Annotated in this window: 17 protein-coding genes and 2 pseudogenes; 8 read left to right on the forward strand and 11 right to left on the reverse strand. The window is 70.4% G+C overall.

The features are described 5' to 3' along the window. Positions 1-805: 805 nt before the first annotated feature. Together ACZ4M5_RS14625 and ACZ4M5_RS14630 are read left to right on the forward strand one after the other, a co-directional pair. A complete protein-coding gene (locus tag ACZ4M5_RS14625; RefSeq protein WP_467736601.1) occupies positions 806-979 on the forward strand; it encodes a hypothetical protein in 174 nt (57 codons plus the stop codon). A gap of 48 nt (positions 980-1,027) precedes the next feature. Next, positions 1,028-3,691, forward strand: coding sequence for a helicase associated domain-containing protein (locus ACZ4M5_RS14630; protein WP_467736603.1), 2,664 nt, complete (start codon positions 1,028-1,030; stop codon positions 3,689-3,691). A gap of 713 nt (positions 3,692-4,404) precedes the next feature. Here ACZ4M5_RS14630 and ACZ4M5_RS14635 read toward each other — a convergent pair. The 3 genes and pseudogenes from ACZ4M5_RS14635 to ACZ4M5_RS14645 all read right to left on the reverse strand — a co-directional run. Continuing rightward, positions 4,405-5,907: pseudogene (locus tag ACZ4M5_RS14635) on the reverse strand (transposase); the annotation flags it as partial. A 113-nt stretch (positions 5,908-6,020) separates the two neighbouring features. Next, positions 6,021-6,221 carry a hypothetical protein gene (locus ACZ4M5_RS14640; protein WP_467736605.1) on the reverse strand — a complete coding sequence of 67 codons (201 nt, stop codon included), beginning with the start codon at positions 6,219-6,221 and terminating at the stop codon, positions 6,021-6,023. Between the two features lie 47 nt (positions 6,222-6,268). Further along, a complete protein-coding gene (locus ACZ4M5_RS14645; protein WP_467736607.1) occupies positions 6,269-7,138 on the reverse strand; it encodes an ATP-binding protein in 870 nt (289 codons plus the stop codon). 1,051 nt (positions 7,139-8,189) lie between these two features. On the opposite strand from ACZ4M5_RS14645, the gene ACZ4M5_RS14650 reads away from it, so the two are divergent. Next, a complete protein-coding gene (locus ACZ4M5_RS14650; protein ID WP_467736609.1) occupies positions 8,190-8,483 on the forward strand; it encodes a hypothetical protein in 294 nt (97 codons plus the stop codon). Then, entirely contained in the window at positions 8,480-8,665 is a 186-nt protein-coding gene (locus ACZ4M5_RS14655; protein ID WP_467736611.1) for a hypothetical protein, read from the forward strand. The genes ACZ4M5_RS14650 and ACZ4M5_RS14655 overlap by 4 nt, the downstream gene beginning before the upstream one ends. A gap of 143 nt (positions 8,666-8,808) precedes the next feature. Here ACZ4M5_RS14655 and ACZ4M5_RS14660 read toward each other — a convergent pair whose 3' ends face one another. Continuing rightward, a complete protein-coding gene (locus tag ACZ4M5_RS14660; protein WP_467736613.1) occupies positions 8,809-9,543 on the reverse strand; it encodes a dienelactone hydrolase family protein in 735 nt (244 codons plus the stop codon). A gap of 419 nt (positions 9,544-9,962) precedes the next feature. Between ACZ4M5_RS14660 and ACZ4M5_RS14665 the strand changes: the two genes are divergently transcribed. Next, on the forward strand, positions 9,963-10,106 hold the full coding sequence (locus tag ACZ4M5_RS14665) for an ATP-dependent DNA ligase (protein WP_467736615.1): 144 nt from the start codon (positions 9,963-9,965) through the stop codon (positions 10,104-10,106). A gap of 260 nt (positions 10,107-10,366) precedes the next feature. On the opposite strand, the gene ACZ4M5_RS14670 is transcribed toward ACZ4M5_RS14665, so the two are convergent. The 3 genes and pseudogenes from ACZ4M5_RS14670 to ACZ4M5_RS14680 form a co-directional block, all read right to left on the reverse strand. After that, positions 10,367-10,603 (reverse strand): hypothetical protein, encoded by a 237-nt coding sequence (locus ACZ4M5_RS14670; protein ID WP_467736617.1) that lies wholly within the window; start codon positions 10,601-10,603, stop codon positions 10,367-10,369. Between the two features lie 496 nt (positions 10,604-11,099). Next, a pseudogene (locus ACZ4M5_RS14675) lies at positions 11,100-11,297 on the reverse strand (isochorismatase family protein); the annotation flags it as partial. A gap of 412 nt (positions 11,298-11,709) precedes the next feature. Next, positions 11,710-12,951 carry an aminotransferase class V-fold PLP-dependent enzyme gene (locus ACZ4M5_RS14680; RefSeq protein WP_467736619.1) on the reverse strand — a complete coding sequence of 414 codons (1,242 nt, stop codon included), beginning with the start codon at positions 12,949-12,951 and terminating at the stop codon, positions 11,710-11,712. A 236-nt stretch (positions 12,952-13,187) separates the two neighbouring features. On the opposite strand from ACZ4M5_RS14680, the gene ACZ4M5_RS14685 reads away from it, so the two are divergent. The 3 genes from ACZ4M5_RS14685 (at position 13,188) to ACZ4M5_RS14695 (ending at position 16,370) form a co-directional block, all read left to right on the forward strand. Beyond that, a complete protein-coding gene (locus ACZ4M5_RS14685; protein ID WP_467736621.1) occupies positions 13,188-13,889 on the forward strand; it encodes a FadR/GntR family transcriptional regulator in 702 nt (233 codons plus the stop codon). A 129-nt stretch (positions 13,890-14,018) separates the two neighbouring features. Next, entirely contained in the window at positions 14,019-14,576 is a 558-nt protein-coding gene (locus ACZ4M5_RS14690; RefSeq protein ID WP_467736623.1) for a PadR family transcriptional regulator, read from the forward strand. A gap of 69 nt (positions 14,577-14,645) precedes the next feature. Continuing rightward, a complete protein-coding gene (locus ACZ4M5_RS14695) occupies positions 14,646-16,370 on the forward strand; it encodes an acyl-CoA dehydrogenase family protein (RefSeq protein ID WP_467736625.1) in 1,725 nt (574 codons plus the stop codon). A 142-nt stretch (positions 16,371-16,512) separates the two neighbouring features. Here the strand turns inward: ACZ4M5_RS14695 and ACZ4M5_RS14700 are convergent, their stop codons facing one another. The 4 genes from ACZ4M5_RS14700 to ACZ4M5_RS14715 all read right to left on the reverse strand — a co-directional run bounded on the left by ACZ4M5_RS14700 (position 16,513) and on the right by ACZ4M5_RS14715 (position 22,205). Continuing rightward, positions 16,513-17,022, reverse strand: a complete 510-nt coding sequence (locus ACZ4M5_RS14700; protein WP_467736627.1) for a gluconokinase — start codon at positions 17,020-17,022, stop codon at positions 16,513-16,515. 35 nt (positions 17,023-17,057) lie between these two features. Further along, entirely contained in the window at positions 17,058-18,104 is a 1,047-nt protein-coding gene (locus ACZ4M5_RS14705; protein WP_467736629.1) for a glucose 1-dehydrogenase, read from the reverse strand. Between the two features lie 125 nt (positions 18,105-18,229). Then, positions 18,230-20,839: a SpoIIE family protein phosphatase gene (locus tag ACZ4M5_RS14710; protein WP_467736631.1), complete on the reverse strand. Its 2,610-nt coding sequence runs from the start codon at positions 20,837-20,839 to the stop codon at positions 18,230-18,232. Between the two features lie 298 nt (positions 20,840-21,137). Next, entirely contained in the window at positions 21,138-22,205 is a 1,068-nt protein-coding gene (locus ACZ4M5_RS14715; RefSeq protein WP_467736633.1) for an RNA ligase (ATP), read from the reverse strand. Positions 22,206-22,222 lie beyond the last annotated feature (17 nt).

The following is a 22,222-nucleotide window of genomic DNA, read 5'->3' on the forward strand; positions in this document are numbered from 1 at the left end:
CCCGCGGAGCGGGTACCACATCGCTGCGCGATGTGCAAGCGAACCCCCGCGCTGCGCGCGGGGGTTGCGCTCCCGCTCCGCGTGAGCGCTGGCGGGTGCCTGCGCCACCCGCACACCGGGCCTGCTGCGCAGGCCCGGTGACGGTCCGTCCGCTGCGCTCCCGGACCGGCGGGACTTTGTCCCGCTGTCAGGCTTCCGCTGCGCTCCAGCCTGCCTGCGGGAGCGCTGCGCTCTCCCGCCTGGCGGTCCTTCCGGCTGCGCCTTCAGGACCTTGAGACCCGCTGTCGCGGGCCGGGCTGCCTGCAAAGGCGGGTTGCTTGCTGATGTGTGATGTCAAGGTAGTCGTTCTTGCTCCCTTCTTGAGGTGATGCACATGTAGTGTTGGCGGAAACAGGTGACATCCTCAGCCGCTCGATGCGGGCTCGGATGCTCACGCTTCCGGGAACGGCTTTAGGCGCAATGTGGAGTACTCAGGATGTGGCGCGGGATCAGGTCCGGCGTCAAGCGGATGGGTGATGTTGCCCGCTGTTTCGAATAAGGTTGCGGAGGCCGCTGTCTGTGAGCGGGAAGCTGCTGAGCGTTTGAGGGGGAACGGTTCCTTCTACGCCTTCGATGCGGACAGGGAGCGGCTGGCTGTCATGTGGTTGGTCAGCACGCGGAGTGGCGGCGTGTCAGGGACTTGATGGTGGCGACCGGTTGGAGTGTGTACGAGCCGGGGCTGGATGCTCAGGGTTCGGTGTGGGCTCGTGAGCGTGAGGAGCGGTCTGCTGGTCAGGCTTCTTCGGTGGGATGGAGGGGTGGGGAGGTGGATGAGTTGCGGGTGGAGGTGTGGTTGTCCGCGGCGTCCGGCCGGCTGGTGCGCATGGTGGCCGACCGTTCGGGGCTGCGCTCCTCTGAGGTGTTGGCGCAGCTTGCTGAGCGAATAGTCGTGAACGAGGACGGTACGGTTTTCGTGCCGCCTTTCACGCTGTCCCTGTGAAATTTTGTGAAGTGAGCCTGCAAGAAGGCGGCGAGGGGGGCCATGGAAATGCTGGGTATTGAGCTTCGGGAACACCAGGTGCATCAGCGATCGGCATTTCGCAGGTGGGTAGGATTTCCTGCAAGATCAGATGTGCCCGCGCAGGGTGCCCGGGGGACGATCGTGTCCGCGACAGGCTCGGGCAAAACCATCACAGCTGCCGCGTGCGCGCTGGAGTCGTTCGCAGACGGCCGGATCCTCGTGACCGTGCCCACCCTGGACCTGCTCGTGCAGACCGCCCAGGCGTGGCGCCTGGTGGGCCACCGGGCGTTGATGGTCGCGGTGTGCTCGCTGGAGAACGACCCGGTGCTGAAGGAGCTGGGGGTGCGGACCACGACCAACCCGATCCAGCTCGCCCTGTGGGCCGGGTCCGGGCCCGTGGTCGTGTTCGCCACCTACGCCTCCCTGGTGGACCGCGAGGACATCGACGCACCCGAAGGCCAGCGCAAGGTCCGCGGACCGCTGGAGGCCGCTCTGGCAGGCGGGCAGCGGCTCTACGGCCAGCGCATGGCCGGCTTCGACCTCGCGATCGTGGACGAGGCCCACGCAACCGCCGGAGATCTTGGTCGTCCGTGGGCGGCGATCCACGACAACCAGCGGATCCCGGCGGACTACCGGCTCTACCTCACCGCGACCCCGCGCATCCTCGCCGCGCCCCGGCCCCAGAAGGGCTCCGGCGGCCAGGAGGTGGAGCTCGCGACCATGGCCGACGATCCGAACGGGACCTACGGCGCGTGGATCGCCGAGCTGGGCCTGTCGGAGGCGATCGAGCGGAAGATCCTCGCCGGGTTCGAAATCGACGTCCTCGAGATCCGCGACCCCTCCCCCGTCCTCGGGGAGTCCGAAGAGGCGCGGCGCGGCCGGCGCCTGGCGCTCCTGCAGACCGCGCTCCTGGAACACGCCGCCGCCTACAACCTCCGTACGGTCATGACCTTCCACCAGAAGGTCGAAGAAGCCGCCGCGTTCGCCGAGAAACTGCCGGAGACCGCTGCCGCGCTCTACGCAGCCGAGGTCTCCGCTGAGGACTTGGCCGCCGCCGACAGGCTGGCGAGGTCCTCCATCGATGCGCAGTTCTACGAGCTGGACGCCGGCCGCCACGTACTCCCGGACCGGGTGTGGTCGGCGTGGCTGTGCGGCGACCACCTCGTCACCGAGCGACGCGAAGTGCTGAGGCAGTTCGCCAACGGGATTGACGCAGCCGGGCGCCGGGTCTACCGCGCGTTCCTCGCCAGCTGCCGGGTGCTCGGGGAGGGCGTAGACATCACCGGCGAGCGGGGCGTGGAAGCGATCTGCTTCGCCGACACCCGCGGCTCGCAGGTGGAGATCGTGCAGAACATCGGCCGCGCGCTCAGGCTCAACAAAGACGGCAGCACGAAGGTCGCCAGGATCATCGTGCCGGTGTTCCTGGAGCCCGGCGAGGACCCGACCGACATGGTCGCCTCCACGAGCTTCAAGCCGCTCGTAGCGGTCCTCCAGGGCCTGCGCTCGCATGACGAGCGCCTGGTCGAGCAGCTCGCCTCCCGCGCCCTCACCCACGGCAAGCGCAAGCTCCACCTCCAGCGCGACGAACAGGGGCGGATCGTCGGGGCTGGCGGCGAGAGCGACGGTCAGCACCAGGAGGACGACGACACTGAGACCGCCGCCGAAGCGGCCCTGCTGCACTTTTCCAGCCCGCGCGACGCAGCCACGATCGCGGCGTTCCTGCGCACCAGGGTGTACCGGCCGGAGTCCCTGGTGTGGCTGGAGGGCTACCAGGCCCTGCTCCGCTGGCGGAAGGAGAACGAGATCACCGGCCTCTACGCCGTCCCGTACGACGTCGAGACCGAGGTCGGCGTCACCAAGGACTTCCCCCTCGGGCGGTGGGTCCACCAGCAGCGCAAGGCGCTGCGGGCCGGCGAGCTGGAGGACCGGCGCAAGGTCCTCCTGGACGCGCCGGAGGCCGGGATGGTCTGGGAACCGGGTGAGGAGGCGTGGGAGGTCAAGCTCGCCACGCTGCGGTCGTACCACCGGGCCACCGGGCACCTCGCTCCGCGTCAGGACGCGGTGTGGGGCGAGGGCGAGGCGATGGTGCCCGTCGGGCAGCACATGGCCAACCTCCGCCGCAAGGGCGGCCTCGGGAAGAACCCGGACCGGGCGGAGAAGCGCGCGAAGCAGCTCGCCGCGATCGACCCGGACTGGAACTGCCCCTGGCCCCTGGACTGGCAACGCCACTGCCGGGTGCTCGCAGAGCTCGTCGACGCCGACGGCCACCTGCCCGACATCGCACCCGGCGTCACCTTCGACGGCGATGACATCGGCCGGTGGCTCCAGCGGCAGAAGAACCCAGGCACCTGGACACAGCTCCTCCCCGAACAGCAGCAGCGACTGGCCAAGCTCGGCGTGACGCCTGCCGAGCGGGCCGCCCTAGCTCCGGCCCCGGCGGCCAGTCGCGGGGCGAAGGGGCCGAGCAAGGCGCAGCAGGCGTTCCAGCGGGGCCTGGCGGCCCTCGCGCAGTGGGTCGAGCGGGAAGGCGTGGACCGGCCCGTACCACGCGGCCACAGCGAGGAGCTCGCCGTCGACGGGGAGGAACCAGTGATCGTGAAGCTGGGCGTATGGGTCTCCAATACGAAATCCAGGAGGGACCGGCTGGACAGCGACCAGCTGCAGGCCCTCCGGAACCTAGGAGTCCAGTAGGCAGGAAGCGTACGGAAGACGTACGAAAGACGTGCCTTTCGCGTAACTCCCCGGTCTGAGCCTCCAGGCCCACCCCCGAAGCCGCCGCCACGCTCGCGGCAGCCCCGCCAGACGGCGAAACCGCTCACCCAGCGCGCAAGGGGGCTGTGGTCTATCGCCGGAAGCCTCGTCGAGGGTCCCTGGTGCTGCGGTTCATCGAACGGGTCGAACCAGGCGGCCTCCCGAAGGTCGCCCACGCCCATGAACTGGTTTGCGGGGTGATCTGGGTCCTCGATGCCGGTGAACTTGGAGTGGAAGAGCATCAGGACGCCGTGGTCTTGGAACAGCAGGTCGGAGCAGCTGTCCCAGCTGTAATCGTCCTCGTGCTCCGGGAGGCTGCTGTGGTTGTCCTCTGCGGGGCGGTCCTCCAGGTAGATCGGTGCGTCCTCGATGGCCAGGTGCAGGGCCATCTCCTCCGCAGTGCAGGTGGGGTTGGGCCAGTTTCCCTTAGCGAGGTCGGCGGCCAGGTCGTCAAAGGCGCGCGCCATCCGCCGTCGCCAACGGTGGTCGGCTGTCCAGGTGAGCGGGGGCAGTCGGTCGAAGACCTGCCACATTGCGGAGTCAGCGTCTGGCAGGAACTGGTCTCCCAGACGCTGCGCGTCGTCGTAAGCCTGGTCCGCGAGGACGACCAGTGCTGTGTGGAGCAGGTCGGCGGTACGGGGGGCGGGCCGGGCTGGTGTGGTCAGCGCGGCCAGGGAAGCTGGAGTGCGCCAGTCGGCAGGGGGTGCGGCGGGCGGGACGACGTCCGGCAGCGCGAGCTGCGACAATCCGGCGTCGGTACTCTGAGCAAGTTCGGCCTCCGCCTGCGCGGCGGTCAGCGCGCCGAGCTGCCGAGGGGGCTCGGCCTGGGTGACGGCGGCGTAGCGCTGTCGCTGAGAAGCTTCGAGGTCCTTCTTCAGGCGGCGGCTGCGGGCGGCCCGTGCCCTTCGGACGGCGCGGAGCTGTTCCTCGGTGGCCTGGTCGGCTAGGTCCGCGGGGCCGAGGTAGCGGCCGGTGGCGGCGTGGTAGACCTCGATGCGGTGGTCGTGGTGGGGCATGAAGCGGATACGGACCTGGATCCCGGCCTGGCCGGTCATCCACGGCCCCACGTAGTCGCGTCTGCGGAAGCGGATGCCGCGGGTGGTCAGGGTGCGGGTGCCGGCGTCCTCCAGGGTGAACGTCCACAGATCCGCGGCCGGCACGTCCCGCAGCGGGGTGGGATCGTCCTGCCACGCCTGAAGCGGAGTCTTGCCCCGCAACGGCGCCGGACGGTGATCGGTGTTCCACCAGAGCGTCCAGGCCAGCAGCTGGGTGGTGAAGTCCTCGAAGCCCAGTAGCACTTCGTCCTTCGGACGAGAGGAGCGTTTGCCAGGGCGCGGCTGGCGGGCCTAGCCGGGCAGCGCGGCCAGGAACATGCTCTCCACCGCCCGGTTCAGGCCTTCCACGGTGCCCTTGAGGTGGGGGGTGTAGGCAGGCAGGTCCTCCACCGTCACGTCCAGGAGATCGAACACGGCGGTCACCGTCCTCGACAGGAAGTCCTTGCCGCGGTCCACCCGCACCTTCTCGGGCAGACCACCGAACGGACCGTAGGGGTCCTCGCGCAGGACCGCGGAGCGCAGCGCGGCCAGCACCGACTCCCTCGACGGATGCACCGGTGTCACCGCGACGCCGGTGATCGCGTTCGTGGCGCAGTCGGTGAACCAGGTGATCCACGGCCTGCGAGCCTTGCCATCGACATCGACCAGCACCGGCACCTGGACGTGGTCCGTCTCCCACACCTGATTGCGCCAGCCCCGCGGCCGGGCCAGGAACACATCATGCTTGCGCGCCGCCCGCTCCCCACCCGCGAGCCCCGCCCGCTCCCCCGGCGTCAGATCCCGCTGGATCGCCCGGTGCAGCGTCGGGATCGACGGAGGCGGCTCCCCCTCGCCCCTGGCCGCCCGAGCGATCAGCTCGCGATGCACCGCCGCGACGTTGCCCTTCCACAAGGCCAGCAGGCGGCGCACTTCCGGGGTGACGGAGAAGCGGTCCCGGGTCTGGGCCCGCGTCCCGGGCTCCGCGGCCGCGGACTCGTCACGCTCGGCAGCGGCAAGCCACCGCCACACCGTGCGCTCGGTCACTTCCAACGACTGTACCGTCAGCCGTACATGCCGGGTCGTCAGCTTCTGGTCCTGCCGCAGGGCGAGCAGCCGGCGCACGGCAGGGCCGCGCAGCGCCGACAGGGAGGAAGAAGGCAGACCTCCCCGCGCGTGCGGGCCGTCCCCGTGCACGCCGGAGCGGGAAGCGCCCTCTGTCGGCCCGGCCGCGCCGGTCACAGCGGCCCCATGAGCCGTGCGCAGGCCCGCTCCAGCATCCGGCGGTCCACTACCGGCCGGCTCTTGCCGTAGGTCTCGGCGGTCAGGTGCGAGGTGAGCTTCGCCCAGGTCCGGAAACTGCCGTGTCCCACATGCTCGTCCACCCACGCGACATTGTCCTCGCTGACGTCCTCCCACAGGGGATGGAAGGCAGCCATCACGGTGGCCACCTCGCGCGGGATGAGGCGCGGCACCAACTCCCAGGTCAGCACCCGAGAGGCCGGCGCAGGCACGCGGCGCAGCGCCCGTTCGCTCCCGCGCCCGCCAGCACGAGGGCCGTGTCCGTGTCCGGGTGGTCCCACAGCCCGCGCAGAAACTCCAGCGCCGGCCCCGGAAGGCGCTGTGCCTCGTCCAGGACCAGCACACGGGGCTGTCGGAGCGCGTTCACCAGCGTCAGGTCGGCCTCCCCCGCCCCGCGCGGCAGACGCCTGCCCAGCTCGAGGGCGTCCGCGAGCACCCGGCGCAGTTCGGGAACCGTCGGGTGCACACCGACGTGGACCCGACGGACCCGGGCGGGGTGCGGCAGCTGGGACAGGGCATACTGCAGCGCGACGGTCTTGCCCTGGCCGGCGTCGCCGTACAGACACACCACCGCCCCCACCGCGGCCGCGTGCGCGACCGTCCGCAGCACCGACCGAACAGCAGGCGTGTGCACCACCTGCGCGCCCGGCACCAGGACCGGGACCTGCGCCAGATGCTTCTGCTCCCGCAGAAAAACCTGCCCGCCTGTACCTTGGCCGGCCACAACGTTCAAGCCCAGCTCGCTGAGCGGATCGGGCCTACGCGGCCCGGCCACCTCAGGCTCCCGCTCGGCCATCAACGCCCGGCCCGCCCGGCGGTCCCGGCGGATCACCCGGTGCAGTGTCGACGCCGACGGAACCGAATCCCCGCCGCCAGCCGCGGCCAGCCGGCGCCTCAGCTCAGCAACATTCCCTCCCACCTCGCCCAGCAACGCCCACACCTCGTCCGACACCGCACACCCCTGCCGGACCGGCGCCTCCAGCTGCCCGGTCGTCTTGGCCTGCTCCAGCCAGCCGAACCACTCACCGCCGGGCAGTCCCGCACCCGTCTGCACGCCGGTAGGCACCCGGCGGCGCCCGGGGCCGTCACGGCGTGCGTGAGCGTGAAGAGGGGCACCGCCGAGGCGGGTACACGGTGCACCGCACCGGGCGACGTCCGCTCTGGCCGGCGGAACACCGTCGCTCCCGCGGGTTCCCCGACCGCTCACGCCGACGAAACCACCGCGGGCGCCCGGATCCTGGCCGCCGCGGCGGACAACGCCGGCGCCCCGGCCGGCGGCGGCCTCGGTACCGAGTTCGAACCCGACGCCGACGACCCCGAACCTCCGGCCCCCGCCTGGCCGGTCACCAACCCCGCCACCGGGACATGGAGCCGCACCGGCCGCATGTGCCTGGACGGCGCCGAGGTCACGTACAAGCTCCTCGACTCGAAGGGCGCGGAGATCGGGAACGGCCTGATACCCGTCAGTTCCACCCTCAGTACCTCCTACAAGTCCCTCGACGTCAACGAGACGATCACCGCCAAGCTGATCCGCGTCACCGGCGACGTGCACAGCTTCACCCTGCGCATGCAGGTCGGCTGCGGCACCAGTTGCACGCCGGTGACCAAGCAGCTTTGTACGCCACCACCCTGTCGTACGACCAGGAGGTCACCGGAAAGACCAAGTACCGGGGCGACCCCTTCGCCACGGGAAAGACCCGCGTCTCCCTACGGACCAACTACGCGATGTACGTCACGCGCCGGGCACCAGCACGATCGGCAACAAGTACGACCTGGTCCAGCCCCACAGGCGGCGAGATCCGCTGTAACGCCGAGCAGCCCCGGCTGCGTCATCCCCACGGAACGACCCGCCGTCCTCAGCTATCCGCGCTCGCACGCGAAATGCGGGATCGTCGTCCCGAATCAATGAGGAGATCATGCGGCGCCGTGGTACCGACATCCTGCACGCCGTCGACCCGGCCCAGGCGACAGAGACAGACGACCCGTTCCGCATCGAGTTCACCGCTTGAACGGGCACCGTGAACCGGATGCCCCGCGTTGTGCCGCGCGGGCGCCCAGCAGACACGATCCGGTAGAGGACGCCGGTACATAGAAGGAGGCAGAACATGACGACGGACGCGTTCGACTGGGCGGGTGACCAGATGTGCGTCACCTTCACCCGGGACTTGGACCCCACCGAGGTGTTCACCCGCTACGGCGCCGACCCGGCCCGTTCCCGCATGCTCGACGCGGACGCCGCGTCCGACCTGCAGCACTCCAACGGAGCCCGGACCATCGTCGCCCTGGCCCAGGAAGCCGACGTCCCCCGCAATGCACTCACCCAACGCCATCCGGATCTGAGGTCCGCCAGAAGGCCCAACCCGCCGAAGCCGAAACGCAGCTACGCAAACAAGTCGTGAAACTCAAGGAACTCCGCGCAGCGGACAAAGACGAGATCGCCGAACTCCGCGCCGACCGCGAAGCCCTCATCCGCGTCGTCCACCAGCTGACCCTGGAAAACCGGCAGCTCCGCCAGCAGCCCACGGCCCCTGCCCCCGTCGTCCGTATCCTGCCCACTCAGCCCCAACCACCCGTCGCCTGAGGCTCGGGCAGCGCACATCGCCGCCATCAACCGATGGCCCCCACGGTGAGGGCGGGCAAAGCCCGCCCTCAGACCAGCTTCGAAACACCCTCACGGCTCCGGAGCCGTGTACTTCAGAGGCTTGGTTTCTGCGCCGGAGCGTCTCAGCTCCTGGTCAGGGTGCGCCCGAGAAGGGGCAGCAGGCGGTCCCAGTGGCGCTGCAGTGCGGCGGGGCTGAAGGCATCGGTGTCAGACATGGTGAAGCCGTGAACGGTGCCGGGATAGATCTCGGAGGTGTAACCGACACCCGCCGCATCCAGAGCCTTGTTGAGCTCGCCGAGAGCCTCGGGCGTCAAGTCGCTCTCGGCATGGCCGAAGTGGACCTCGGCGGAGAGCTGGGAAAAGCTGTCGGTGCCGTCGACTCCCACCGGACCGTGGAATGCGGCGACGGACGCCACCTGGCCTGGGTGGGCCGAGGCGGTGCGTGTCGCCAACAGGCCACCGATGCAATAGCCGGTCACCGCGACCGGTCCGGCGCTGACCTCGGGCTGAGCAGTGAGGAACCTGAGGTATGCGTCAGCGTCTCGCAGAACACGGTCGGCGGTGTGCGCCTCGATCAGGGGCATCAGCTGAGCGAAGACTGCGGGCCGGGCCTCTTCTCCGATGTGCTCGGGAAGTTCAATCACCGGTGCCGTGCCGTGGCGGTAGAAGACGTTGGGGACGAGCACGTAGTACCCGTGCCCGGCCAGTTCGCGGGCCATTTCTCGCAGCACGGGCCGGATGCCGAAGCCGTCCGCGTACATCAGCACCCCTGGGCGCTGCTCGCCGTGGACGGGGAAGGCGGCAAAAGCATCGGCCTGGCCGTCCGCGGTAGGAATCGGCAGCGTCTTGGTGGGCATGAATTCTCCTGTCGTGGTTGATGTGTCGAGCCTGTGATCAACACGACGGAGGCGGAGCCCGCGCGGCAGCGCACGCTCCTCGATCGAACAGCGGGCCCGCATTGGCCCGCACGGCGCTCAGAAGGGCACCGGGTCACCAATCCGTGTGTGGCGCGATGCCGTCCCGGTAGTCATGTCTGCAACATAGCCCACCCAACGAAGCCACTGCCAACACCCTTAAACCACAATGCAGTTCGCAAGAATGATCTCGGCCAACACCTCGCTCCCGAACCCGCTCGACGCGCTGCCCGTGGCACCCATACCGATCTTGAAGCTGCACGATCCTGACTGCACTGTGTAACACCTCCTCGCCTCAACACGCAGGACTTGACAGAGAATCCGCCGGGTGGGGCGGCCAGGAAAGGCTGAACGTCACGCTGGTGGAACCCGAACTAGCGGTGGAAGTCGGCGTCGACGTCGCCCGCGACGCCTCCGGCCGGTGGGGCCACCCCGCACGCTGGCACCGCCCCCGCCCCGGCCTCTCCCCCGCCGACGTCCCCCGCCTGACGTCACCGCCGCACTGACGATGGCCCGGCGCGGCGGTGACGCCGACGCGCAACCGGCTGAGCGCGCCCCGATCCCCGGCCGCGGCCGCGCCGCCCATCCCGCCCCTCCCTTCCTCTTTCATCTCAGCCGAAGGACATGGGCAGAGCAGCCGCAACGGGGATGTCAGCGAACCGACCACGGCAAAACGATGCGGTGACCTGCGCGGACAGAGGGACGGTCCTGCGGGTCGCGCAACCCCCAGCGCAACCTCGTGCTCCTGGTCGACCGGGGCAGCCGGTCACGCGGCCCGGACGGCTCCGCGGGCGCGGGCGAGATGGCGCAGCTCGGACCGTGCCGCCGGCACCGAGGGGACGGTCTTCCCGTAGGGGTGCCACCACAGCTGTACGGACAGGAGCAGCAGGTGGCAGCGCAGGGCGGTGGTGTCGCGGGGGCGGGGTGCGGCGAGCGCGTCGTAGGTGGCGTTCCAGGCGGCTTGCGTCTGCACCAGGTCGTTGGCGAAGTCGGTCACGTCCATACCGGCATTAGATCGCTTGTTCGACTTTTGTGTCACTTCGGACACGCCACTCGAGCCGTGCTCGGGGGTCGCACCCGGCGTGGTCGGCCTCATGGCCGGGCGACCATGCGGGCCCGGCGGCGGCGGAGTTCCTCAGCCCAGTTCCAAAGCAGTCCTTCGAGGACCAGATTGCCTCCGCGGGCCACGGTCTGGAGGAGCTGGGCGCACACGGTCGCTTCGGCGGCGAGGCCGGCCGGACTGCCCAGCACGGGAAAGGCGGCGCGGACGCGGGGGGGGGGCAGTGTCCGGCTGGAGCAGCGAGTAGGCGTAGAGCGTGCCGACGTCGCGCCTACCAAGGCTTGAGACCAGGCGCTGACTGGCCCTGCACGCACCGGGGGCCTTGCCCCTCAGCAGATGGAGCTGCCGAAGGGCCGGCGTCCTCTGCGACCGATGGCCCCACCAGTCCCCCGCAGTGCGCCTGGTGCGGACCGGCCCGCAGCAAAGGCGTCAGCGGCTCTCAGGCGAGGACGACTGGCTTGCCGCTCAGCACCACACCGGCTTGGCGTAGCTCACTGATCGCGGTGCTGGTGGTCTCGGCGGCAACGCCGGCGGTGAAGTCGAGCAGGACCCGGACGGCGAAGCCCGCTCGCACACCGTCGAGCGCGGTGGCCTTCACACAGTGGACACAAGCGATGCCGACGACATCGAGCATGCTGATGTGGTCGGCGGCGCCGAGGTCGACATCTCCCTCGGTCTGGCCGCGATCGCCGGCCGGTTCGCCGACGACGACCTGATGTGCATCGTCCAGCACCGCAAATCCGGCGTCCATCCAGCCGACCTCGTCGTCGCCGACGAAGCCCACTCCGTCCAGCCCGGCACTTCCGCCTGGGCCGACTTCGGCCGCACCCACAGCGGCCCCGCAGAAAGGAACCCGAAGCCATGACCGGCATCGCGTTGCTGGACCCAACCACCGAACCGGCCGCCCAGCAGGCCCTGGCGGTGGTGGCGTCCTTGTCAGTGAAGACCAGCTGCCAGCGGCCCGCGCTGGCCAGGTACTTCACGGGTGGAACAGCCGGTGAGGAGGGTCGCGGCGGCGGTGCCGAGCGCGAGGGCTACCCTCCTTCTTCTCATGGTGCTGACCTCTTCCTTGTGCTCTGTCGTGCCCACGTGCCGAGGACTGGGACGCATTCCTCGGCGAAGTACTCGTAGTCGGCGGCGGTGTTGTAGACGTGCGCGGACAGGCGCATGTAGCCGATGCCGCCGAAGCTGGTGAAGGCCGCCTCCACGCCCAGTTCCCGGGCCACCCGGTCCCGCAGGGCGTCCGCTTCGAGCCGGTCGGCGGCGAGCCCGTCCGGCAGGCGCACCAGACGCATGCCGGGGACGGGCATGCCGACGTCGACCGAGGTGTCCGCACCGAACGGTTCGGCGAGCGCCGCGCCGATGACGCGGGCGCCGTAGTCGGCCAGGTCGTCCATGTAGCGGCGGGTGGTCGCCCACCCCCAGGTGCGCTCGATGAAGGCGAGAGACGCCGGCGCGGCGAGGTAGGCGGTGGCGTCGACGGTGCCCTGCTGGTCGAAACGGTCGGGGAAGGGATCGGCCGCGGCCCACGAGTCGATCAGCGGGTGGAGGCGCTCGCGCAGTGGCCCACGGGCGATGAGCGCCGCGGTGCCGCGCGGGGCGCAGCCCCACTTGTGCAGATTGCCGGTCCAGAAGTCGTACGTGGTGCCGGCGAGGGGCTCTTCCAGCAGGCCGGGCGCGTGTGCGCCGTCGACGAGGACGGGGATGCCGCGCCGCCGGGCCTCCGCCCCGATGCGTTCCACCGGAAGTCGGCGTGCGGTCGCCGAGGTGATCTGGTCGACGACGACGAGTCCGGTGGCGTCACCTAGCTCGGCGGTGACGGCCTCGAACGCCTGGTCCTCGTCCGCGTCCAGGGGCACCCGGGCGGTGCGGACCCGGCCGCCGCTGCGGCGGGCCAGCCGCTCGGCGCCCATCGTCACGGCGCCGTAGCCGTGGTCGGTGACGAGGATCTCGGCGCGGGGAGGCAGGTTGAGGGCGGAGTAGACGACGCTCGCGCCCGCGCTGGCGTTCGGCACGAGAGCGAGATCGCCGGCGTCGGCCCGCAGGAAGCCGGCGAGCTCGACCCGTGTCGCGGCGAGGCGCTGGGGCAGCGCCGGGAACCACACGACGGGTGAGCGTTCCATCTCGGCACGCAACAGGGCCTGCTGCTCCTGGGCCACCAGCGGAACGGCACCGAACGAGCCGTGGTTCAGATGCTTGAGGGCAGGGTCGAGCGACCAGGCCCGGTCGGCGGGCCGGCCGTCCGCAAGGAGCAGGGGGCGCGGTGCGGTGGTCACCTCGGTCTCACTCACAGGACTCCACATCTGGGCAGGGCCGTCCTGCGGAGGCTCACCCTCCGCCGGACACATCTGATGACTGGGCATCCTGCCTACCTTCTCGGGCGGAAACAAGGGTCGTACAGTGAAAGTCATCAGATGACTTGCCTGGGATGCCTACCCGACACATCTGACGGCCCGCCGGGCCTCGCTACAGTTCTCCGAGGGACGCGGCCTGATCGCGGCTCGCCGGGGGAGGAAGAAGGAAACGGATGTCCGCAGTCGAGAAGGCCTTCCACGGCCTGCGGCACATGATCGGGACAGGGCGCCTCGGCCCGGGCGAACGCATCCCGCCCGAAGGGGATCTCTGCGAGGAACTGGGCGTCTCACGGGGGTCGCTGCGCGAGGCGGTGCGGATGCTCGCCGCCCTGGGTGTCATCGAACCGCGGCACGGCTCGGGCACGTACGTCTCGCAGCTGAGGCCCCAGGACGTGATCGGAAGCTTCTCCCTGACCCTCGAACTCCTGCCGCTGTCGGGCCTGCTGGAGGTCTACGAGATCCGGCGCGTCCTCGAGGCGCACGTCGCGGCCCAGGCGGCGGCGCGCTGCACCCCGGAGACGGTGGACACGCTCTTCGCCCTCATCGAGGACATGGAGGCCACGAGCGACCCCACCGAGGCGTCGGAACTGGACCACCGCTTCCACGCCGAGATCGCTCGCCTGGGCGGCAACCCGACTCTGGCCACGCTCCTCGCGGTCTTCCGCTCCCGGTCCCGCAAGTACCAGGTCTTCACCCTGCCCGAAGGCCCCGAACTGCGCAGGAAGAGCGACGAGGACCACCGCGTCCTGGCCACCGCCATCGCCGATCGCGACCCGGTCGCGGCAGCCGGCGCGGCGCAGGCGCACGTCGCCCAGACGGAGCGGTGGCTGCGGGCGTTCATGCCGCCGGTCGAGGAGCCCGGCGACGTCGGCTGAGGCAGGGGCGCCGGTACTGGCCCGGGCACCGGTGCCGTCGGGGATGATCTGCGCGCGATCTGCCCCGGGTGAGGCGTGTCTCACCGCGCAGGCGTTGCTATGCAACTAGGCGCATAGCAAGATCCCACCATGGCGCTCGAGCACGCGATCCTCGTTTCCCTGCTGGAGAAGCCGGGCTCCGGCTATGAGCTCGCCCGGCGGTTCGAGCGGTCCATCGGGTACTTCTGGACCGCCACCCACCAGCAGATCTACCGCGTGCTCAAGCGCATGGAGAGCGACCGCTGGGTCGACGTCCGCGATGTCCCGCAGTACGGACGTCCGGACAAGAAGGAGTACTCCGTCGCCCGGCCCGGACGGGAAGCACTCTCCGCGTGGCTGAGCGAACCGACCGAGCCGGAGAGCGTGCGCCACGACCTGGCGGTGAAGATCCGGGGCGCCGCCTTCGCTGATCCGGCCGCCCTGATCAGCGAAGTCGAGCGGCACCTGCAGGCGCACGCCGACCGTCTCGCTCACTACCTCGCGGGCGAGTCCCGCGACTTCGGGGATCCCCCGGCGGACGGTCCGCTCGACGCCGAGCGGGAACTCCAGCACGCCGTACTGCGCGGCGGCATCGCGTACGAACGCATGATGATCGCCTGGCTCGACGACGTCCGCGCCACACTCGCCCGCTTCGACGCCGGTCGCTGACCGGCCGAGCGGCCCCCGGGACTCGCGCCCGGACCCACCCTCACCCCTCCCAGCCGAAAGGCGGCACACGTGACCGACGCGCTGCTCTTCAACCCGCGCACCTACAACCCCGCGCACTTCGATCCGGAGACCCGCAGGCTGCTGCGTGCCACCGTCGACTGGTTCGAGGAGCGGGGCAAGCGCCGGCTCATCGAGGACTACCGCACCCGCGCCTGGCTCGGTGACTTCCTCGCCTTCGCCGCCAAGGAGGGCCTCTTCGCGACCTTCCTCACCCCCGCCTCCGCCGCGGCGGAGGACGGTGGCGACAAGCGGTGGGACACCGCCCGCATCGCCGCCCTCAACGAGATCCTCGGCTTCTACGGCCTCGACTACTGGTACGCCTGGCAGGTCACGATCCTCGGACTCGGCCCGGTATGGCAGAGCGACAACGCCGCCGCTCGCGCCCGCGCCGCCGAACTTCTCACCCAGGGCGAGGTGTTCGCCTTCGGCCTGTCCGAGAAGGCGCACGGCGCCGACATCTACTCCACGGACATGCTCCTCGAGCCCGACGGCACGGGCGGTTTCCGGGCCACCGGCTCCAAGTACTACATCGGCAACGGCAACGCCGCCGGGCTCGTCTCGGTCTTCGGCCGCCGCACCGACATCGAGGGCCCCGACGGTTACGTCTTCTTCGCCGCGGACAGCCGTCACCCGGCGTACCAGCTGGTCAAGAACGTCGTCGACTCCTCGAAGTTCGTCAGCGAGTTCCGTCTGGAGGACTACCCCGTCACCCCGGACGACGTCCTGCACACCGGCCGCACCGCCTTCGACGCCGCCCTCAACACCGTCAACGTGGGCAAGTTCAACCTGTGCACCGCCTCGATAGGCATCTGCGAGCACGCGATGTACGAGGCCGTCACCCACGCGCAGAACCGCATCCTGTACGGCCGCCCCGTCACCGCCTTCCCGCACGTGCGGCGGGAGTTGACCGACGCGTACGTCCGGCTCGTCGGGATGAAGCTGTTCAGCGACCGCGCCGTCGACTACTTCCGCACCGCCGGCCCCGACGACCGCCGCTACCTCCTCTTCAACCCCATGACGAAGATGAAGGTGACCACGGAGGGCGAGAAGGTCATCGACCTGATGTGGGACGTCATCGCCGCCAAGGGCTTCGAGAAGGACACCTACTTCTCGCAGGCCGCCGTCGAGATCCGCGGTCTGCCGAAGCTCGAGGGCACCGTCCACGTCAATCTGGCGCTGATCCTGAAGTTCATGCGCAACCACCTCCTCGACCCGGTCGCCTACGAGCCGGTCCCGGCCCGCCTCGCCGCGGCCGACGACGACTTCCTCTTCCGCCAGGGCCCGGCCCGCGGCCTCGGCTCGGTGCGCTTCCACGACTGGCGGCCGGCCTTCGACGCCTACGCCCACCTGCCCAACGTCGCCCGGTTCCGGGAACAGGCCGACGCACTGTGCGAGTTCGTCCGCACGATGGCTCCCGACGAGGAGCAGCGCCGTGACCTCGACCTGCTTCTCGCGGTCGGTCAGCTGTTCGCGCTCGTCGTCCACGGGCAGCTGGTCCTGGAGCAGGCAGCCCAGTCGGAACTGCACGAGGAGGTGCTCGACGAGCTGTTCGCCGTCCTCGTGAGGGACTTCTCGGCCCACGCCGTCGAGCTGCACGGCAAGGACTCCGCCACCGAGGAGCAGCAGCGCTGGGCGCTCGGGGCGGTGCGGCGCCCGGTCGTCGACGGCGGCCGTTCGGAGCGGGTCTGGAAGCGCGTCGAGGCACTGTCCGGGGCGTACGAGATGATGCCCTGACCCGAGGCCTCGGCCCGCCCCGGGACGAGCCTCGCAGACCACGCGCGAGGGGAGCGAGGCCGGCAGCAAGGCGACCCGCTCCTCCCGGAACAGCGGCTCTACCTGAAGCCCATGCGCGGGTGCTCGTCAGTTCGTGAGCCGCTCATGAGGACAGGACGGCGGCCTGAGCGAGGGCAGCGGTCTGCTGTGGCGTTCCGTCGATCGGGACGGCCGCGCCCCTTTCCTCCTGGCCCAGCGGTTCGAGGTCGGACACTTGCGAACGGAGCAGTTCGGGCGGCATGAAATGGCCCCGCCGGGCGGTGATGCGTGCGGCGATGAGCTCCGGTGAGCCGTCGAGGTGGAGGAAGAAGACATGGGGGGCGGCGGAGGCCAGGCGGTCACGGTAGCGCCGTTTGAGCGCCGAGCAGGTCACCACTCCGCCGCTGTCCGCATGGTCGACCAGCCACTGTGCGATCTTGTCCAGCCAGGGCCCGCGGTCGGTGTCGTCGAGGGGGTGGCCCGCTCGCATCTTCGCCACGTTCGACGCAGGGTGGAAGTCGTCCCCCTCGGCACAGTCGACACCGAGGCGCTCTGCCAGCAGTCGGCCCACTGTGGTCTTCCCCGAGCCCGAAACGCCCATGACGACAACCAAGGGAACGGTGTGGTGGGACATTGAGGTCCTTCCTTCGAGGGGTGGCCGCCGATCGATCAGAGTTCGACGACCACCTTGACGTCGTCCTGTCGGGGGCTGAACGCCTCCATCGCGCGCTCCAGCGGCACCCGCCGAGTGATCATGCGCTCCAGCCATGACAGGTCCGCCTGCGCCAGGGCGTCGGCAGCCTGGCGATAGTGACGCAGGTTGGCGTTGACCGATCCCACCACCGCGTCATTCCGCAAGACGATCTCCCTGTTGATGGCACCACCGTCCACGGTCGTCCTGCGGCCCGTGGGAGACACCCCGGTCAGGCACACGACTCCGTAGGGCGCGGTGCCCGTCAGGGAGGTGAGGACCACCTCGTTCGCGCCCGTGGCCTCGATGACGACATCCGGGCAGAGACCGGTGATGACCTGCTCGACGTCCCCCGCGTGGTACGTGGCACCCAGGTCCCGTACCAGGGCGGGCTTGGTCCCTTCGGTCACCCGGTCGAGCACATGGACCTCCAGGCCGCGCTGTGCGCCCAGAAGAGCGGCCAGCAGACCGATGGGCCCCGCGCCCGTCACCAGGACGCGGCGTGGGTCGAACCACGAGCGGGCACCGACACGCTCGACCTGTTCCCATGCCTTGGCCACCACGGAAGTCGGCTCCAGGAGCACACCTGCGCGCTCCAGATGCGGCGCGAGCTTCACCGCGTAATCGGCCTCCACGCACCACGTCTGCGCGCCGAAGCCGTCGATGCTCTTGATGCCGCGTTCGGTGTAGCGGCCGTTGCGGCACATGTCGAACTCGCCCCGCGCGCACGCCCCGCAGGGCTCCGGGTCCGGCCGCCGAACCACCCCGGCCACCAGGTCGCCGGCCGTGAAGTCACTGCCGGGCGGCGCCTGCCGGACTCTGCCGAGGGATTCGTGCCCCAGCACCAGCCACTCACGCTCCGCGGGAGCCCAGCCGTACTCGCCCTGGACGATCTCCTTGTCCGTTCCGCACACTCCCACGGCCAGGCCCTGCACCAGCAGCTCATCGGCTGCCGGAACGGGATCGGGCACATCCCGCACCTCGAGGGACCCCTTCTCTCCGGGCCGCACGGTCAATGCACGCATCGCCAACCTCGTCCCTCCTGTCATGGGCGCCGTTCGTGCGCACCGCTCCCTGACGTATGTCCCGTTCGGCGTCCTTCAGCACCACTCGGCCGGCAGGACGACCCGGGAGCGTGCGCCGGGCGGGGTCAGTGTGGGGTGGGGCGCAGGGCGAGGAGAGCGATGTCGTCGGTGCTCCCCGCGCCGAGGCCGAGGATCAGCTCGTCGCAGAAGACGTCGAGGGGGGCCTGTGCGAGGGCGGCGGTGTGCCGGCGCAGCCGGGCCATGGCGTCGCTGAGGGATTCTCCCGGGCGTTCGATCAAGCCGTCGGTGAACATGAGCAGGGTGGAACGGGCCGGCAACGGATCGCGGGCGGTGGGCCTGGGAAGGGTGCTGTCCACACCGATGAGCACACCGGACGCCGTGTCGAGGTAGCGGGTGTCGCCGTTGGGGCAGGTCAGCAGCGGGGGGAGGTGTCCGGCAGAGGAGTGGTGCACCTCCCACGGGCCGTTGCGGGGGCCCTTGACCACGGCGTACGCGCAGGTCGCGGTGGAGTGCGGGTAGAGGGTGAGGGTGGCGAGGTCGAGGCGGCGCAGCACCTCCGCGGGCCGGTCCTGGCAGTCGACAGCGATGCCACGGAGCATGTTGCGCAGTTGGCTCATCGTGACCGCAGCGTTCAGATCGTGCCCGGACACGTCTCCGATGACCAGGGACGTGTCGCCGTCGGGCAGGGTGAAGGCGTCGAACCAGTCGCCGCCGATCTGCGCGGTGGTGCTGGAGGGGGCATAGCGGGCGGTGATCTCCATGGACGGAATGTGCGGGAGGCGGGGCAGCAGGGAACGCTGAAGGCGCTCGGCCGCGGTACGGGTGTGCTGATGCAGACGGGCGTTGTCGACACTCAGCGACATGCCTTTGACGACGTCGGCGACGAGGAGCGCGTCCTCCTCGGTGAAGGGGTCCTCGTCGCCGGTACGCACGACGATCAGGGCGCCCAGCACTTCACGCCGGGCCCGCAGCGGAGCCATGATCGTGCTGCCGGCGTCCAGCTGCTCGAACAGTTCCAGCTGCCGGGCGTCAAGGGCGCTCTGCGCCTGGTCCGGTGACGGAATGTCGGTGATCAGCAGGGGTCCCGCACCGTTCAGTACCCGGGCCAGCGGTCCTCGCGCGTTCTCGGACACCGGGGGCAGCCTGCCGAGGTCCACCCCGACGCTCAGTGCCTGGGGCTCGCGGTGGACGACGCAGACCCGTTCGGCGTCCCCGAACTCGTCGAGCAGGTCGACCACGCACCAGTCGGCCATCTGCTGGGTGAGGACGTGGCACACACGGCGCAGCCCCTCCCGCAGGTCGAGTGTGCTCGACAGTGCGCTGGTGGTGTCGGCCAGCAGGCTGAGCCGCTTCCACGCACCTGCCGCCCCCTCAGCGCCGGCTCGGGGCGCTCCCGCCGCCCCGGTGGGCAACCGCACCGAGGGCCCCGGATGGGGACGTGACGCCGGCCGGTCCTCGCCGGGAGCTGTCGCCCTCGGCATGAACTGGCCGACCCGCACCGTGCGGCCGTCCACTGCCTCCTGACTCTGGACGTGCAGACGCACAGGGACCAGGCTGCCGTCGTGGTGCAACGCCGGCAGTGGGATGGACCGGCCCATGATGCGGGACCGGCCGGTCAGCCGTAGCGAGGTGAAGCCGGCCTGATGGCGCTCGCGCAGATGCTCGGGGATCAGCACCGTCAAGGGCCGGCCGATGAGCTCGTCGGCCTGCCATCCCAGCAGGTCGGCCAGTGCGGCGTTGACCGCGATGATCCGGCCGTCGTCATCGGCCGCGGCGGTCGGGACGCTGCTGGCCTCCACGTCGCCGGCGTCCCAGGGCGCCATTTCGGCGGAGGTCGCGTCCGGCACGCCGGGCAGCAGCGTCCACGCCGTGGGCGGACCTCCGGAGAGTTGGGTGACCAGTTGGTCGAGCACCCACTGGTAGTGGGTCCGCACGTGGGGTTGAGCCGGGAGGGTGAGCAGGGACCCCAGCTGCGCCGCCGCGTCGCCGTTCGCGAGCACGTGCCGCAACGTGTCCACGGCCGGCGCGGCGTCCGACGGGAACGCGATGTCCAGGGTCACGGTCGCGCCGCCGGTGACCGTCTCCTGGAGTGCGAACGTCATGGACGCGTCGATCACGTCGGCCACGTCCTCGGCGACCAGCAGGTCGGCACTCGACACCCCGGCGCGTTGCTCGTCGCAGGTGGTCAGCGTCAGCTCGCGCAGCATCTCGGCAGTGTGCTGCTGCGCCGCGCGGAACAGGATGGAGGACATGTCGATCAGTGTCACGGTCGCGGTCCGCCCGTGCGTCGGCACAGACTCCCACCCGGACGTCGGCGGCGCGGGAGCCTCGGACCACAGCTCGAACCAGACCGTCTTGCGGTCCTCCCCGACGTGGGCTCCGTGGCTGGAAGCCAGCTCCTCGACCACGGCAAGACCCCGTCCGGCACCGGCGTACGGCCTGGACTCCCGCGGCACGAGCGGGCAGTCCGGCCGGTTGTCGCCGACTCGCACGCGCACGTGTCCCTCGTGGGACCAGACCCGCACCTCCACCTCGGTACGCGCGTGCAGCACCGCGTTGGTCACCAGCTCACTGGCCAGAAGCTCGGCGGTGTCCACCACCTCCGGCGGGGCACCGGGCAGCGCCGACCGCACGAACCGCCGAGCCAGCGGCACACTGCGCGTCTCCGGAGGAAAACGCCGCGAGAGAACTCCGGGCGGGCTAGAGCTGTCCATACCGCTATTGCTCCCGCCAAAGGGCGAAAATCTAACGCGTGGACGGACCCCACGAACCCCACGAACCCCACGAACCCCACGAACCCCACGAACCGCGGTGCCGACGGGGACGGCCCGTTCGTACAGCAGGCGCTGTGCGCCCTCACCGCCATGCCGGCGCGGTGGGGGATCAGAAGTTTCGCCGAGCGGCCGGCTGCGACCGCGTCTCCCCGTCTCGATCACACGGACGGCACGCCTGTCGGAGTGCCTGACCAGGCGCGGGCCCGTGCGACCCGCCCCCGACCCACTCCTCGCAGCCTCACTCGTACTCCGTGCCGCCCTTCCGTGTGAGATACGCCGGACTCACCGCCTTGGCGATCGCCCGACCCCCGGTCACCGGGCTGTACCGCTCTGCGCAAGGCCGTATCACCACGCCCTCCCGCAGGTGCAACCCCCGCCCCGACACCGTTTCCCGGCCGACGGCGACCTCCAGCACGCGCTCGATGTCGTACGGCCCCTGGAACAGTCGCGGCACCAACGGCAGGCGTCCCTGCAGCAGTTCGGCCGCGTCCAGCCACCGCACCTGCCCGTCGATCTCCGCGGAGACGTCGAAGACGGCGTACCCGAGCGTGTCGCGGCGCCCGTCCGCGCCGTACGTCAGGTCCTGCACGCCCGCCCCGTACACCTCACCGAAGATCCCCACCCGCCGTGCCCCCAAGCGCTCGGCGAGCCGCGCCGCGGCCTCGGCGACACCGTGCCCGCGCACCGCCCGCCAGTACAGATTGCGCGGATCCTCCTTCAGCGCCAGCGACTTCGCGCCGAAGCCCTTCGACGAGACGTACACCCGTCCCTCGCCCGCGACATACGTCAGCAGGCACGCCGACCCGTGCAGCTTCTCCGTCAGGACCACGTCCTCGCCCGGCGTGAAGATCCCGGGGAACCGCTGGATGTTCTCGATGTCGACCCACGGCAGCAGCTCCGACGCGGCCTCCACGTCGCCGTTCATCACTGGCGGCACCGGCGGCACCCACTTGGTGATGCCGAGCAGCGTGGCGAAGTCGGTCCCCTCCAGCGCCGCCCGGGCCAGGTCGAACCCCGCGAGCGCCTTGGGGCGGCACACGATGCCCTGCGACAGCTCACCCCGCAGCCGCACCGCCTTGACCCGGTCCGCGTTGCCGCCCGCGAGCCGCCCGGTCAGCCCCAGCTCCTCGATCAGCTCGGACGGCAGCACCGACTGCTCGGGGATGTACACCGCCGCCTCACCCGTGCGATACGCGCCCTTCGCGACGACGGCCCGGTACAGACCCACCTGGGCCAGCTCGAGCGCATCGGCGTTCGGGTGCTCATGCACGGTCAACACTTCGGCTGTGACGCGCAGCGTCGACATGGGGGACTCCTCCAGGT

It is taken from the genome of Streptomyces sp. NPDC026246 (assembly GCF_055567995.1).

Coding starts and splice junctions, on each gene's coding strand:
- ACZ4M5_RS14630 (WP_467736603.1), top strand. CDS start 1,028: ATGCTGGGTATTGAGCTTCGGGAACACCAGGTGCATCAGCGATCGGCA.
- ACZ4M5_RS14640 (WP_467736605.1), bottom strand. CDS start 6,221: ATGGCTGCCTTCCATCCCCTGTGGGAGGACGTCAGCGAGGACAATGTC.
- ACZ4M5_RS14650 (WP_467736609.1), top strand. CDS start 8,190: ATGACGACGGACGCGTTCGACTGGGCGGGTGACCAGATGTGCGTCACC.
- ACZ4M5_RS14660 (WP_467736613.1), bottom strand. CDS start 9,543: ATGCCCACCAAGACGCTGCCGATTCCTACCGCGGACGGCCAGGCCGAT.
- ACZ4M5_RS14670 (WP_467736617.1), bottom strand. CDS start 10,603: ATGGACGTGACCGACTTCGCCAACGACCTGGTGCAGACGCAAGCCGCC.
- ACZ4M5_RS14685 (WP_467736621.1), top strand. CDS start 13,188: ATGTCCGCAGTCGAGAAGGCCTTCCACGGCCTGCGGCACATGATCGGG.
- ACZ4M5_RS14690 (WP_467736623.1), top strand. CDS start 14,019: ATGGCGCTCGAGCACGCGATCCTCGTTTCCCTGCTGGAGAAGCCGGGC.
- ACZ4M5_RS14700 (WP_467736627.1), bottom strand. CDS start 17,022: ATGTCCCACCACACCGTTCCCTTGGTTGTCGTCATGGGCGTTTCGGGC.
- ACZ4M5_RS14705 (WP_467736629.1), bottom strand. CDS start 18,104: ATGCGTGCATTGACCGTGCGGCCCGGAGAGAAGGGGTCCCTCGAGGTG.
- ACZ4M5_RS14710 (WP_467736631.1), bottom strand. CDS start 20,839: ATGGACAGCTCTAGCCCGCCCGGAGTTCTCTCGCGGCGTTTTCCTCCG.
- ACZ4M5_RS14715 (WP_467736633.1), bottom strand. CDS start 22,205: ATGTCGACGCTGCGCGTCACAGCCGAAGTGTTGACCGTGCATGAGCAC.